Annotated in this window: 6 protein-coding genes; 2 read left to right on the plus strand and 4 right to left on the minus strand. The window is 56.4% G+C overall.

Features of this window, described 5'->3' with window-relative positions; all coding sequences use genetic code 11:
• Nucleotides 1-45: 45 nt before the first annotated feature.
• Complete coding sequence (locus ERD80_RS01030; protein WP_031279812.1) at nt 46-1230, minus strand: NAD(P)/FAD-dependent oxidoreductase; 1185 nt, start codon at nt 1228-1230, stop codon at nt 46-48.
• Nucleotides 1231-1470: 240 nt separating this feature from the next.
• Between ERD80_RS01030 and pitA the strand changes: the two genes are divergently transcribed.
• A complete protein-coding gene (gene pitA, locus ERD80_RS01035) occupies nt 1471-2970 on the plus strand; it encodes an inorganic phosphate transporter PitA (RefSeq protein WP_021508108.1) in 1500 nt (499 codons plus the stop codon).
• A gap of 78 nt (nt 2971-3048) precedes the next feature.
• On the opposite strand, the gene uspB is transcribed toward pitA, so the two are convergent.
• Nucleotides 3049-3384 (minus strand): universal stress protein UspB, encoded by a 336-nt coding sequence (gene uspB, locus ERD80_RS01040; RefSeq protein ID WP_010618665.1) that lies wholly within the window; start codon nt 3382-3384, stop codon nt 3049-3051.
• A gap of 422 nt (nt 3385-3806) precedes the next feature.
• Here uspB and uspA point away from each other — a divergent pair, with 422 nt between their 5' ends.
• Nucleotides 3807-4244, plus strand: a complete 438-nt coding sequence (gene uspA / locus ERD80_RS01045; protein WP_021508107.1) for a universal stress protein UspA — start codon at nt 3807-3809, stop codon at nt 4242-4244.
• A gap of 84 nt (nt 4245-4328) precedes the next feature.
• Here uspA and ERD80_RS01050 read toward each other — a convergent pair whose 3' ends face one another.
• Both ERD80_RS01050 and ERD80_RS01055 read right to left on the minus strand, forming a co-directional pair.
• A complete protein-coding gene (locus tag ERD80_RS01050) occupies nt 4329-5219 on the minus strand; it encodes an OmpA family protein (RefSeq protein ID WP_136545548.1) in 891 nt (296 codons plus the stop codon).
• A gap of 73 nt (nt 5220-5292) precedes the next feature.
• Nucleotides 5293-15429, minus strand: a complete 10137-nt coding sequence (locus ERD80_RS01055; RefSeq protein WP_136545549.1) for an Ig-like domain-containing protein — start codon at nt 15427-15429, stop codon at nt 5293-5295.
• Between the last annotated feature and the right edge of the window lie 143 nt (nt 15430-15572).

Consider the following 15572-nt stretch of genomic DNA (forward strand, 5'->3'; position numbering starts at 1 on the left):
GGGAGAGGGTTAGGGTGAAGGAAAAACCACTCGACTATTAAAAAATTAAACCGCCTGCGCGCACGCCCACGCTGAGCTCCACGCCCACTGGAAATTATAGCCACCGAGCCAGCCCGTCACGTCCACCACTTCGCCAATGAAATAGAGCCCCGGCACATCGCGTGCTTCCATGGTCTTAGACGACAGCTGCGAAGTATCCACGCCGCCCAGCGTCACCTCGGCGGTGCGATAGCCTTCGGTGCCGTTTGGCTGCACGCGCCACTGGTGCAGCGTGGTCACCAGCTCGCTCTGCTGCTTGCTGTTGAGCTGCTTCAGCGTCACGTCCGGAATCTGCTGCAGCTCCTGCAACACTTCCACCAGCCGCTTCGGCAGGATCTTCGCCAGGCTGTTTTTCAGGCTGAGGTTGGGATGCGCCGCGCGCTGCACGTCGATAAAATCGTCCAGCGCGGTCTCCGGCGACAGGTTGACGGTGACAAACTCGCCCGGCTGCCAGTAGCTGGAGATCTGCAGCACCGCCGGACCGGACAGGCCGCGGTGGGTAAACAGCATCGCCTCTTTAAACAGCGTACCGTCCTGAGCGGTGATGGTGGTCGGCAGCGCCACGCCGGAAAGCGTGTTCAGCTGCTCCAGCAGCGGCTTATGCAGCGTAAACGGTACCAGCGCGGCGCGCGTCTGATGGACGCGCAGGCCAAACTGTTCCGCCACCTTATAACCGAACGGTGTTGCCCCCAGTCCCGGCATCGACAGACCACCGCTGGCGATCACCAGCTTGTCCGCACGAACCGCCGAGCCATTCAGCTGCAGCGTATAACCGTCGTCGTCGCGCGCCACGTTCAGCACTTCGCTGCGCAGCCGCAGCGTCACCTGGCCGGCTTCACACTCCTTCAGCAGCAGATCAACAATCTGCTGCGCCGAATCATCGCAGAACAGCTGGCCGAGAGTTTTCTCGTGCCAGGCGATGCCGTGACGATTAACCAGATCGATGAAATCCCACTGGGTGTAACGCGCCAGCGCCGATTTACAGAAATGTGGATTGTGCGACAGATACGCCGCCGGTTCGGTGTACAGATTGGTGAAGTTGCAGCGGCCGCCGCCGGACATCAGGATTTTGCGCCCCGCTTTCTTGCCGTTATCCAGCAGCAATACGCGACGGCCCAATTGCCCGGCCTGTGCCGCGCAGAACATGCCGGCCGCGCCTGCACCAATAATGATAACGTCAAATTTTTCCACGGCCTTAACCCACCTGATTGAAAGGCGCTGATTGTAGAGATCTGCGGCTTTTCGCGCCAGCGTCAAAAAAAAGCCGTAAATGTGTCATATTGTAACTTGCTCATTTTCCGGTCTTTTTGTCCTTAATTACCTGCCGGATGACAAATTTAAGACAAAAAAGAGCTATATTTTTCTTTCCCATAGCGCACGTTGTCGCAGATAATGCGCCGCGTTCATGTCCTCCAAAATGGCGTAACGTTTATGCTACATCTGTTTGCTGGTCTTGACCTAAGCACCGGCCTGTTATTGGTTCTTGCTCTGCTGTTTGTGTTGTTTTACGAAGCAATCAACGGCTTTCACGACACTGCCAACGCGGTCGCTACAGTCATTTACACCCGTGCGATGCGGGCGCAACTGGCGGTTGTGATGGCCGGTGTGTTCAACTTCTTAGGTGTGCTGCTCGGCGGTTTGAGCGTGGCTTATGCCATCGTGCATATGCTGCCAACCGATTTGCTGTTGAATGTCGGTTCGGCGCATGGGCTCGCCATGGTGTTCTCCATGTTGCTGGCGGCGATTATCTGGAACCTCGGTACCTGGTATCTCGGCTTACCGGCGTCCAGTTCGCACACGCTGATCGGCGCCATCATCGGTATTGGTCTCACCAATGCGCTGATGACCGGCACGTCGGTGGTGGATGCGCTGAACCTGCCAAAAGTCATCAATATTTTCCTCTCCCTGATTCTGTCGCCGATTGTTGGTCTGATCATTGCGGGTGGCCTGATTTTCCTGCTGCGTCGCTACTGGAGCAGCACCAAAAAACGGGCTCGCATCCACATGACGCCTGCTGACCGCGAGAAGATCGATGGCAAGAAAAAGCCGCCGTTCTGGACGCGTATCGCGCTGATTGTCTCCGCCATTGGCGTGAGCTATTCGCACGGTGCCAACGACGGTCAGAAAGGCATCGGCCTGATTATGCTGGTTCTGATTGGCGTCGCGCCGGCGGGCTTTGTGGTGAATATGAATGCCTCCGGTTATGACATCACCCGTACGCGCGACGCGGTGAACCATCTGGAGCAGTATTACCAGCAGCACGGCCAGTCGCTGACGCACATCGTGCAGATGGCGCCACCGGCGGTGCCGACGCCGGAAGAGTCGCTCGGCGGCCCGCAGGAGTTCCATTGTGATAGCTCCCGTGCGCTTGATGCGATTAACCGTGCGCAGGGTCTGCTGGGTAATCTGCAGAGCTACAGCGATCTCACGCCTGACCAGCGCGGTCAGATGCGTCGTCTGCTGCTATGCATCTCCGACACCGCGGACAAAGCCGCTAAGCTGCCGGAGACCAGCGCCGACGATAAGCGCTTCCTCAATAAGCTGAAAGGCGATCTGCTCGGCACCATTGAGTATGCGCCGGTCTGGATTATCGTGGCGGTCGCGCTGGCGCTCGGCATTGGTACCATGATTGGCTGGCGCCGCGTGGCGACCACCATCGGCGAGAAGATTGGTAAAAAAGGCATGACGTATGCGCAGGGCATGTCGGCCCAGGTAACGGCGGCGGTGTCGATTGGTATCGCCAGCTACACCGGGATGCCGGTTTCGACCACGCACATTCTGTCATCGTCGGTTGCCGGTACCATGCTGGTAGATGGCGGCGGTCTGCAAAGCCGCACCATCAAAAATATCGCGATGGCCTGGGTATTCACCCTGCCGGTGTGTATTTTGCTGTCTGGCTCGCTGTACTGGATTGCGCTGAAGCTGATTTAATGCTTCAGCGTTGCACGGTTATGTCGTGGTGCGTTGCGAATACAACACAGCGCGCCGCGACAGAACCCGCTCCCCTTCTCAGTGCCAAATCGCTAAGGCGATCAGGCTCACCACCACCAGAAAACACAGCCCGCTGGTCAGAACAAACTGACCGCGCACCCGCTCGCAACGACGAATAAATTCATCGTCGTGATGATCGCGATAGCGTTTCTCCCAGATATAGCGCACCAGCCGCACCTGCTTGCTCGGCTGACCGTGGGACGTAAAGAAACCGGCACCATCAACATACTGATACAGCAACGGATCGCACCCGCGCAGCACCGCCAGCAGTGAGCGCAACGATGAGAAGTAGCGCGCCATATTCACCAGACAAACCACACACAGAGCCCAAAAAAGCGCGATAGTGCTGATCATGTTCCCCTCCCGGCTGGAGCCGCAATGACGTTACCTGCAGCGGGGAAAAGCTGCAGACGCCCCACGGGAAATAAGCCAGCCACAGATGAATCGAATTGCATTGTTGTTATGCGGACCTGAGCGCGCTACCCGGACGGGAGTGGCCCTCATTTTCAGTGTAGGAGATCTGTTTAAATTTTTTCCAGCGATGATTTTCGTTCAGCGCGAGCGAAAAAAGCGATAACCCATGATCTGACTCACAGCCGGGCTTCGGTTTGCAGCATTTGCTACCTACTCTGGCTATACTCGGGATATAACAATTATTCGCCTGCGTGGCTGACATTGTGGTTGGTGGCGCTTCATCGCCGTTACGCGCAAAGGATTACGCCAGCCGAACGGCACAAATTCGGGTTGCCCCAGAATCTTGAGAAAGGAGTTTTATCATGGCTTATAAACACATCCTGATTGCAGTAGACCTTTCCCCGGAAAGCCAGTTACTGGTTGATAAAGCGGTATCACTGGCCCGTCCTTACGATGCAAAAATCTCGCTGATTCACGTTGATGTGAACTATTCAGATCTCTACACCGGGCTGATTGACGTCAACCTCGGCGACATGCAGAAGCGTATTTCGGAAGAGACACACACCGCGCTGCGCGAGCTCTCCACCAACGCCGGTTACCCGATTAGCGAAACCCTGAGCGGCAGCGGCGATCTCGGCCAGGTGCTGGTGGACGCGATTAAAAAATACGATGTCGATTTGGTGGTGTGCGGCCATCATCAGGATTTCTGGAGCAAGCTGATGTCGTCAGCGCGCCAGCTGATCAATACCGTGCATATCGATATGCTGATTGTGCCGCTGCGCGACGAGGAAGAGGAATAACCAGTAAAAAAGCCCCTCGGACCGAGGGGCAAAAGACTGCAATAACAGAACAACTACAACATGGCTTAGGGAAATTCCTGACGCTTACGGCTGTTGGTTCAGCGCCACCCGTACGACGACCCGGCGATTCGGCGCGTTACAGGCAATCTGTGCGGCGCGCGACCCTTCACAATACTCCACCACCGGTTCACTGCTGCCCGCGCTGCTGGCGCGGATCACCGTGGCCGGCAGGCCGCCGTCAATCAACATCTGGCGTACCGTAGCAGCGCGCTGCTGACCGAGCTGGCGGTTGGCGCTGGCGTTACCAATCGGGTCGGTGTGACCAATCACTTCGAGGCTTTTCAGCTCGGCGCGATCGCGCTGCAGCTCGGCAATCAGCGCACCGACCGCGCGGCGGCCGGCGGCGGAGATATCGCCAATGGACGATTTGCCAAAGTTAAACAGCACGTCACCGGCCAGCACGTAGTCTTTGTAGCTGCGCGGCGCCAGGTTGTCACATTTCACGACCGATGATGCGCGCGACAGCGCGTGGATCTGCTGCTGCGCTCCGTTGAGTTCCCGCTCCGCCTGCTGGCGGCTGACCACCTGCGGCTGGCCAGTGGTGACGTTGCCGAGGCGCACAAAGTAGGTAGTGCTGCCGGCAAAGTTGTCGCGCCACGCCTGAGCGCGCTTGCCGCTGTAGCGCGGCGCGTCTTTCATGTAGTTATCCAGCGAGTGGCTGCCCGGCTTGAGGCAGAAGACGCTGAAACCGCCCGGCAGCAGCGCGGTCTGGAATTCGCCATCGACATACACGTGCGCCGCATCGTTGCCGGTTTGCGCGAGGGTGCGGTAGTACACCACCTGGGTCTGCGATGCCGGTACGCCGCTTACGGGCTGATACAGTTCGCCGAACGGTTTTGCTGCCAGCGCGCTATGGCTGAGGGTGACGGAACCGGCCAGCAGTGCGGCCAGCAGGGTAAGGCTGAAAGTTTTCATAACTCCTCCACGGGTGCCCACAAGGGCACCCGATTAGTATTGATGGTTAACAGGTTAAAAAAGCCACGGCTGACTAATGATTATCCAGTTCGACTTTTACCCCCTGCTGCACCAGCAATTCACCTTCCACTCCGCTGTGACGATAGACATCGTAGACCTGACCGCCCTGAGTAATCGTGCCCGCGACCTGCGACCAGTCGCCGAGATCGGTGCCGTCTTTGAGCAGATCATTTAAAGTGATCGTTTCTTCCTGAGATGCTTCTAATATGAGCTGTTCATATTTAATATTTTCCAGTCCATTCTCACCTATAGAAGAGAAAACTTCGTTCAGCCTAATATCATTTAAACTTTCGAAATTCTGGACACTAAGAACTAAACCATCATTATCATTAATAGCGTTAATAAGAGAATTTTCGTCGTGTATTGGCGTGATATCATCATAATTCAAAACATCAACAGAACTATTTGACACTTTGGAAATATCATTCCCCCATTTAACATCATCAATATATAACCCACCCGAATCCTTAGTTGAGAGCTCAACATGGCTGATATAAACACCCTCAGGAGCGACATAATCGAATTGAACATACTCCATAAAAACACTACTTTGTATTTGTTGAGTATGTATTAATTTACCATCTATATCATAAACCTTGATGAATAAAGGGCTGCTGGAAACATTTGTTGAACCCCAACCTAAAGTAGCAAAATGAATATCAGTTGTCGCACCGAAATGTAAGGCCGATGAAACATTGGAGTCCAATTTAAATACCCCCCCAGGAACGCTATAGGTATCGTATATAAAAAAGTATTCTCCAGGTTTAGTGGTTATTTTCAAACCACTCGAAAGCGTTGTTCCGGATAAGAAGTATTTATCACTATACATGAACTTTTCGGAACCTTTTTTTAATGTAACATCAGGACCTATTGCAATATTCCAGCTTTCTGATTTGGCTGTATTACCCGCATTATCTGTAGCCTGTACATTAAACTGATGAGCACCGTTAGCCAGTGCAGGGGACGGAGTAAACGTCCAGGTACCATCTATTCCTGCGTTCACTGAGCCCAGTTTGGTGCTGCCATCATAAATAGTCACCACGCTGCCTGCTTCAGCCTTACCGGATAAGGTCGGCGTAGTGTCATCAGTTCTACTCCCTTTGCCCACGTTACCGGTTTTGCTGCCAGCGTTGTCATACACCGTGTCAATGGTGGGCGTGCTGATGACCGTATCAACGGTAATATCCCACGTCACAGCCTCACCGCTGCTGTTGCCAGCGCTATCGCTGGCTTTGGCACTGATGTGGTGCAGTCCGTCCGACAGGTCACTGGCCGGGATAAAGCTCCAGTTACCGCTGCCATTGGCGCGGGTGCTGCCCACCACTTTGCCGTCGATGTAGATGGTTACCAGACTGTTGACCTCGGCGGTGCCGTTGATGGTTGGCCGCTTGTCGTCAGTGAAGCCATTTTTATCGATGTTGCCCTTAATGCTGCCGATATCATCTTCAATGGTGACAATTACCGGTGCGTTCGGTGCCACGGTGTCTACGGTAATGTTCCACGCCGCGGTCTGGCCGCTGATGTTGCCCGCGGTATCGGTAGCGGTGGCGGTAATGCGGTGCAGGCCATCGGCCAGATCGCTGCCCGGGGTAAAGCTCCAGTTGCCGCTGCCATCGGTGCGTACGGTACCGGCAGGCGTGCCGTCGATGTATACGGTAACGATACTGTTGACCTCGGCGGTGCCGCTGATAGTCGGCCGCTTGTCATCGGTAATACCGTTGTTCAGCACATCACCGGTGATGCTGCCGGCGTCATCGTAGACGCGGACAATCGCTGGCAGGTTCGGCGCCACGGTATCAACGGTTATCGCCCACGGCTGGGTTGGATAGCTGGTGTTACCGGCCGCGTCAGTGGCGGTGACGGTAAACTCATAGCGTCCGTCAGCCAGATCGCTGCCCGGGGTAAAGCTCCAGTTGCCGCTGGCATCAGCTTTCACCGAGCCTACTGCATCTTCACCAATGTAAATGGTCACCAGGCTGTCACGCTCGGCGATACCATTCAGCGTTGGCCGCTTATCATCGGTCACGCCGTCGCGCTTAATCTCACCGGTCACGCTGCCAGCGTTATCCATGATGCTGGTGAGCACTACCGGATTCGGCGCCTGGGTATCGACAATCACCGGCCAGATGTCAGACGGTGCCGAACTGTTGCCCACCGGATCGGTCATCACCACGGTGAAGTTGTGCGTACCATCGTTAAGCGGCGTAGTCGGGGTAAAGCTCCAGCGCCCGTCGTTGCCAACGGTGGCTTCACCAATCGGTGTACCGTTATCGATGATGGTGACCTTATCACCTGGCGTACCGCGGCCGGACAGAGTTGGCGTGGTGTCATCGGTATAGCCGCCTTTGTCAATTGGCCCCTGAACCGTGCCGACGTCGTCGCTGACGGAGTCAATCACGCCCTTGTTCGGCGCGGTGAGGTCAATCAGCAGATCGAACTGACTGGTTGGCTCACTTTCGCCGTGTGCTTCAGTGGTCGCCGTCACGGTCAGGGCGTGCGAACCTTCGCTGAGCGCTGTGCCCGGCGTGAAGTTCCACTGGCCCTGCGCGTTAGCGCTTACCTGACCAATCAGCTTGCCGTTGTCATAAATTTTCACCAGCGCGTTCGGCGTCGCGGTGCCGTACAGCGTTGGCGTGGTGTCATCGGTGGCCTGACCGGAACTCAGATCGCCTGTGACACTGCCAGCGTTGTCTTCCACGCGGGTCAGCGCTACCACCACCGCAGAAGTGTCGACGGTAAAGTCAATCGCCCCGCCAATGGGGCCCTGATTACCGGCGAGATCGACCGGCTGCGCGGTGAAGCTGTGCTTGCCATCCGCCAGCGGCGTGCCCGGGGTAAACGTCCAGTTACCGCTGTCATCGGCGACCGCTCTGCCCAGCTCTTTGCCATTGTCGCGCACGATTACCGTAGCGCCCGGCTCAGTTTTACCGCTAAAGGTCGGCGTGGCATCGTCGGTGGTCTCGCCGCTGCGAATCGGCCCCTGTACCTGGCCGACATCATCGGTCAGTACCGGATTGATGATGTTGCCTGGCGCCGTGGTATCCACTTCAATCGGATAGACGCCGGTTTCCGGGCTGACGTTGCCGGCAGCATTGGTGGAAGTCGCGCTGATGTTATGCACGCCATCACGCAGGTCGCTGGCTGGCGTATAGCTCCAGTTACCGTTGGCGTCAGCCGTTACCGTGCCCAGCTTAATGCCGTCTGCATAAAGCGTAACGAGGCTGTTCGGCTGTGCGGTACCGTTAATGGTTGGTCGTGCATCGTCGGTGACGCTTCCCTTCTGCACCAGGCCCTGAATGTCTCCTACGTTATCCATTACGCTGGTAATCGCCGGCGCATTCGGCACACCGCCGCTGATCAGGCCAAACTCAAACTTGTCTGACGACTCGCTGACGTTACCAGCGGCATCTACCGCTTCCGCTGTCAGCGCATGGGCACCGTTGGCCAGCGGTAACGGTGGCTCGAAGCTCCAGTTGCCTTTGCCGTCAGTGCGGGTTGAGCCTATCAGCACGCCATTGTCATAAATATTCACCAGACTGTCGGCTTCAGCGGTACCGCGTACCGTCGGTGTCGCATCATCAATGGTGTCGCCTGCAGCGATTGGTCCACGGCGATCGCCCTGATCGTCATACACTTCAGTGATCGCTGGCTTATTCGGTGCCTGCGTATCCACATTCACTACATAAGGATCCGACGGCTTACTGCTGTTGCCGGCCGGGTCGGTGATCACGGTTTCAAATTTGTGCTCACCGTCGTTGAGCGGAGTTTCCGGCGTGAAGGTCCACTTGCCATTCTCGCCAATTACCGCGCTGCCGATGGTTTCACCGTTATCGATAATGGTTACCACGTCGCCCGGTTTACCGCCGCCAGTCAGCGTTGGCGTGGTATCGTCAGTCGCGCCGCCGTTGTCCACGGTGCCCTGTTCCGTACCCACGTCATCACGGACATCCTCGATGCCAGCGTTGTTCGGCGCCGTGATATCAATAGTGATATCGAAGGCGGCTGTGGCCTCACTCTCGCCGTGTGCCGGCGTGGTGGCGGTCGCCGTCAGGCTGTGCGGCCCTTCGCTCAGCGCAACGCCAGGCGTAAAGCTCCAGCTGCCGTCTTTGGCTGCCACCGTGCTGCCAATCAGCTGGCCATTGTCGTAAATTTTCACCAGCGCGTTGCCGGTTGCGGTGCCTTTCAGGGTCGGCGTGGTGTCATCTGTCACCTGACCGGACGTGAGATTACCGGTAATGCTGCCCGCATCGTCATACACCTGAGTGATAGCAATCACCACTTTGGAGGTGTCTACGGTGAAGTCAATGGCGTCAGTTTCCGGCCCTTTGTTACCGGCCTTATCCACCGGCTGAACGGTAAAGCTGTGGTCGCCATCCGCCAGCGGCTGATCCGGCGTGAAGCTCCAGTTACCGTCTTTATCAGCTACCGCGCGACCCAGTTCATTACCGTTATCGCGCACGATTACCGTCGCGCCCGGCTCGGTTTTACCTTTAAAGGTGGGCGTCGCGTCATCGGTGATGTCGCCGCTGTTAATCGGACCCTGCACCAGGCCAACGTCGTCAATCAGCTGATTACCTTTGCTGGCTTCTGGCGCGGAGGTATCGATATCAATTGGATACGCCCCGGTTTCCGGACTGATATTACCGGCCGCGTTAGTGGCGGTAGCGGTGATGTTGCGCACACCATCCGCCAAATCGCTGTCCGGCGTAAATGACCAGTTCCCGGCGCCATCGGCCTGGGTGCTGCCCACAGCTTTGCCATCAACCAGCAGCGTAACGATGCTGCCCGGCTGGGCGGTACCGTTGATGGTCGGACGCGCGTCGTCGGTCAGACCGCCTTTCTGGATTGCACCCTGAATGTCACCTACGTTGTCCATCACGCCAGTGATAGCCGGTGCCGTTGGCTTACCGCCGGCTGCCAGCGAGAAGTCAAACTTCTCTGATGGCTCGCTAGCGTTGCCCGCCGCGTCGATCGCTTCCACGGTCAGCGAGTGTGCGCCGTTAACCAGCGGTTTGCCCGGTTCGAAGCGCCAGTTGCCCTGCCCGTCAGCGCGCACGCTACCGATCAGTTCACCGTTGTCATAAATCTTCACCAGGCTGTTGGCTTCCGCAGTGCCCTTCACGGTAGGAATGCTGTCATCGGTGGTATCACCGGATTTCAGCGCACCGGTGCGATCGCCCTGGTCATCAAACACTTCGGTAATCGCTGGCTTGTTCGGCGCCTGCGTATCAACAGTCACAATGTACGGATCGGACGGCTGGCTGCTGTTGCCGGCCGGATCGGTGATCACGGTTTCAAATTTGTGCTCACCGTCGTTGAGCGGGGTTTCCGGCGTAAAGGTCCACTTGCCATTCTCGCCAATTACCGCGCTGCCGATGGTTTCACCGTTGTCGATAATGGTCACCACATCGCCCGGCACGCCTTCGCCTACCAGCGTAGGCGTGGTGTCGTCAGTAATGCCACCGTTGTCGACCGGGCCCTGCACCGTGCCCACGTCATCCAGTACGCTATCAATACCGCCCACGACTGGCGGGGTCAGATCGATGGTGAGGTCAAAAGGTGACGACTCGGCGCTGGTTCCGGCGGCGTTTGTCGCCGTCGCCGTAAAGTGATGTTCACCTTCCGCCAGCGCAACATCCGGCGTAAAGCTCCACTCGCCTTTGTAGTTGGCTTTTGCGGAACCGATGAGCGTGCCGTTGTTATAGATGTGAATCAGCGCGTCTGGCGTCGCCGAACCGTTGAGGGTTGGCGTAGTGTCATCGCTGACCGCACCGCTGGTCAGGTTGCCTGTGACAGAACCTGCATCGTCATAAACGCTATTGATGGTCACCAGCACCGCAGAGGTATCGACAATGAAGTCAACTGGCTGGCTTTCCGTACCTTTATTACCGGCTTTATCAACTGGCTGCGCAGTGAAGCTGTGATCGCCATCCGCCAGCGGCTGGTCCGGCGTAAAGCGCCAGTTGCCGTCTTTACCGGCGACCGCGCTGCCAATCGGCTGGCCGTTGTCGCGGATAATAATGGTCGCACCCGGCTCGGTCACACCGCTGAAGGTAGGTTGCGCGTCATCCGTAGTATCGCCGCTATTAATCGGCCCCTGAATGTCGCCAACGTCATCCGTCAGCTGATTGTCGCTGCTGGCATCTGGCGCGGTGGTGTCAATCACAATCGGATAGAGGCCAGTTGACGGACTGATATTACCGGCCGCGTTGGTCGCGGTGGCACTCAGATTGCGCAGGCCTTCGGCCAGGTCACTATCCGGCGTGAATGACCATTTGCCTGCGGCATCGGTCAGGACGGTCCCCAGCACTTTACCATCGGCATACACGGTGACTACGCTGTCCGGCTGCGCGGTACCGTTAATGGTAGGACGAACGTCATCGGTCACGCCGCCTTTTTCGATGGTGCCCTGCACATCTCCGACGTTGTCCACTACGCCAGTGATCGCCGGTGCGGTCGGCGCGCCGCCGGCCTCCAGCATGAAGTCAAAGCTGTCGGACGGTTCGCTAATGTTACCGGCCGCATCAACTGCTTCCACAGTGAGTGAATGCGCGCCGTTCAGCAGCGGTCGGGTTGGCGTGAATTCCCATTGGCCTTCAGCATTCGTGACAGCTGAACCCACCAGTTGGCCATTGTCATACAGGTTGACCAGGCTACCCGGCTCCGCTTCGCCGCGCACGGTCGGCTGGGCGTCATCCGTCACCTCACCCGGATTGAGTGCACCCTGCTTATCACCTTGATTATCATATACTTCTTTAATTACAGGTTTTTCTGGCGCCTGCGTATCCACGATAATGGTGTAATCGTCAGACGGTGAGGATTCATTACCTGCCGGATCGGTCACGATGATGCCGATATTGTGTTCGCCGTCTTCCAGCGGCTCTTCCGGGGTAAATTCCCACTTGCCATCGTCACCGATCACGGTGCTGCCGATTGGATTACCGTTATCGATGATAGTCACTACGTCACCCGGTGTGCCGCCACCGCCGATGGTCGGCTGCGTGTCGTCGGTTGATTCGCCGTTTTCGATCGGCCCGGTTTCGTTACCGACATCGTCAATGATATCGCCGATTTCCGGTTTCACTGGTGGGGTGGTATCCACGATGACAGTGTAAGGATCGGATGGTTCGCTGGTGTTACCCGCCGGATCGGTGATTACGGTTTCAAACTTGTGTTCACCGTCGTTGAGTGGTGTTTCTGGCGTGAATTCCCACTTGCCGTCATCACCGATGACGGTACTACCGATGGTTTCGCCGTTATCAATAATGGTCACCACGTCACCCGGCGTGCCGCCACCAACCAGCGTTGGCGTGCTGTCATCAGTCACCTCGCCGCTTTCGACGGGTCCCTGAACGCTACCTACGTCATCCTGCACCTCGTCAATGCCGTCGTTGCCCGGGGCAGTGATATCAATGATCAGATCAAACGGTGCGGTCGGTGCGCTGACGCCATTGGCTTCGGTCGTCGCCGTGGCGGTAAAGCTGTGTTCGCCTTCATTCAGCGGCTCCGCTGGTGTAAATGACCACTCGCCCTTGTAATTTGCCAGCGCGGAGCCAATCAGCTCACCGTTGTCATAAATATGGATCAGCGCACCTGGCGTCGCTGAACCATTGATGGTCGGCGTAGCATCATTAGTCACGCCACCTTTTTGCACGTAGCCAGCTTCGCCTGCGTCGTCATAGACGTTGATAATCGTCACTTCAACACCAGAGGTATCGACGATGAAGTCGACTGGCGCGCTTTCTTCACCTTTGTTACCGGCGTTATCTACCGGTTGTACGGTAAAGCTGTGATCGCCTTCGGCCAGCGGTTGTTCCGGGGTGAATGTCCAGTTACCGTCTTTGTCCGCGACAACGCGGCCAATTTCTTCACCGTTATCACGGATGATCACTACAGCGCCTGGCTCAGTTTTACCGTCAAAGGTTGGCGTGGCGTCATCAGTGGTATCGCCACTGTTAATTGGGCCCTGGATCGCGCCGACATCATCAGTCAGGGTGTTGTCGCCGCTATTTTCTGGCGGGGTAGTGTCAATGATGATCGGATACACGCCGGTCTGCGGACTGATGTTGCCCGCCGCATCGGTAGCAGTAGCGGACAGCTGATGTTCACCTTCCGCCAGATCCACTTCCGGTGTAAAGCGCCAGCGGCCGTTTTCATCAGCTGTGGTGGTGCCCAGCAGCACATCACCGTCATAAACGGAAACGATATAGCCTGGCTGCGCCGTGCCATGCACGGTTGGGCGAGTGTCATCGGTGACACCATTTTTCGCGACGTTGCCCTGATTATCACCCACATCGTCCAGCACACCAATAATCGCCGGCGCGCTTGGCACACCACCGGTAATCAGCGTGAAATCAAAGCTGTCAGACGTTTCGCTGACGTTACCTGCCGCGTCCGTTGCTTCTGCCGTGAGAGAGTGTCCGCCATTGCTGAGCGGTTTGTTTGGAGTCAATTCCCAGTTGCCTGCGTCGTCTGCACGCGCGGAGCCAATCAGCACGCCATTGTCATAAAGATTAACAATGCTGCCAGCTTCAGCCTCGCCTTTTATGGTCGGGAGCGCGTCATCGGTCATATCGCCCGGCTGCAGTTCACCCTGCTGTTCACCCTGATTGTCGATAACCGCAACAATGCGCGGCTTATCCGGTGCCTGGGTATCGACAATAATGGTGTAATCATCTGAAGGTGCAGACTCGTTGCCGACCGGATCGGTGATGATGATACCGATGTTGTGCTCACCGTCTTCCAGGGGTTGTTCCGGCGTAAACTCCCACTTGCCGTCATCACCCACGACAGTGCTGCCAATCGGCTTGCCGTCATCAATAATGGTTACCACGTCGCCAGGCGTGCCGCCGCCGCCGATGGTAGGAGTCCTGTCGTCGGTGCTGCCGCCGTTGTCTACCGGTCCGACAATGCTACCCACGTTGTCAGTGACTTCACCAATGCCCGGATTTACCGGTGCCTGCGTATCAATAGTGATGATGTGAGGAGCAGAGGGCAGGCCGATATTACCAGCACGGTCGGCAGCTACCACGGTGAATGCGTGCTCACCATCAGCCAGTGCCGTTGCAGGGGTGAAGGTCCAGTTGCCGTTGGCATCAGTCAGTGCTTCACCGATTTTTTCACCGTTGTCGTAGATCGATACGGTACTGTACGGTTCCGCTTTGCCGGAGAGGGTCGGCGTATTGTCATCGGTGGCCTCGCCGTTGCCAATCAACCCGGTGAGCGAACCGTGATCGTCGAATACGCTGTCCAGCGTAGCCTGTGCTGGCGCTTTGAGATCGATAATTAGCTCAAACGGTTCGGAAGGCTGGCTGGTGTTACCCTTACCGTCGCGTTCAATCACCGTGAAGCTATGGTCGCCTTCAGCCAGCGCCGTGCCTGGCGTAAATGTCCAGTTACCATCCTGATCGACAATGGCTTCACCAATTTTTGTGCCGTTATCCCAGATCTCAACAGTATTATCAGGATTGGTGCCGGTGCCGCTCAGAGTTGGCGTCGCGTCATCGGTATAGTCGCCGCTGGCCAGCGGTCCCTGAATGGCGCCCACGTTATCCGTCACCGCATCAATGGTTGCGCCTCGCGTGAATACCGGATCAGGCAGATTCCCGCCTTCACCCTCACCTGACTTACCGTGATCTTTTTTGTGATTGTGATAAATGATGCCTGCCGCTGCACCAATCGCGCTCAGTAAACCCAGACCCAACAGCATCGGGTTAATCAGACCATTTTCGGCAATCAGCAGATTATCCAGCCCCGGGACGGATTCTGACCCGAGCACCAGCGCCGAATAATCGCCATCAGCAAGCGCTGCAGCTTCGTGATCATCACGCGCATCAGAGGCGATGTATTCATGGAAAGCGTTATCTTCTGCTTTACCAACCAGCTGACCAGGGTAGACAAAAAAATCCTCAATGATGAGATCGGGTTTATCCAGATCGCCATCCTCCAGGATAACCCAGAGACTTTTGCCTACGCGCTTGACGGTGATGTTTTCAGGTGCAACACCCTTCTCACCTTCAGCAAGGATATATTTCCCATTGGCAATGGCTTTGATTTTTACTGGTTTTCCATTTTTACCGTTGCGAAGCACCTGCGCTTCGACAACCGTTTTTTTGTCTACAACGGCGACATTAACGGGGATGGCGTTCATAATTTATTTAGTCCATGTATTTTAATAGTCACGCTAAACAACCAGGTTAGCGTTGAGAAATTTCCCGGATGAGAGAGCACAATGAAAGCTCCATCCTTAACGCGGAAATAATATCAACAAGGACCGCACTTTCTTATTGAGAC

Source organism: Pantoea sp. R102 (genome assembly GCF_004916815.1).
GTDB classification, from domain to species: Bacteria; Pseudomonadota; Gammaproteobacteria; order Enterobacterales; family Enterobacteriaceae; genus Pantoea; species Pantoea dispersa.

What these genes read in the sequence shown, in the direction of transcription:
- uspA (WP_021508107.1), top strand. Translation starts at nt 3,807, where the DNA reads ATGGCTTATAAACACATCCTGATTGCAGTAGACCTTTCCCCGGAAAGC.
- ERD80_RS01050 (WP_136545548.1), bottom strand. Translation starts at nt 5,219, where the DNA reads ATGAAAACTTTCAGCCTTACCCTGCTGGCCGCACTGCTGGCCGGTTCC.
- uspB (WP_010618665.1), bottom strand. Translation starts at nt 3,384, where the DNA reads ATGATCAGCACTATCGCGCTTTTTTGGGCTCTGTGTGTGGTTTGTCTG.
- ERD80_RS01055 (WP_136545549.1), bottom strand. Translation starts at nt 15,429, where the DNA reads ATGAACGCCATCCCCGTTAATGTCGCCGTTGTAGACAAAAAAACGGTT.
- pitA (WP_021508108.1), top strand. Translation starts at nt 1,471, where the DNA reads ATGCTACATCTGTTTGCTGGTCTTGACCTAAGCACCGGCCTGTTATTG.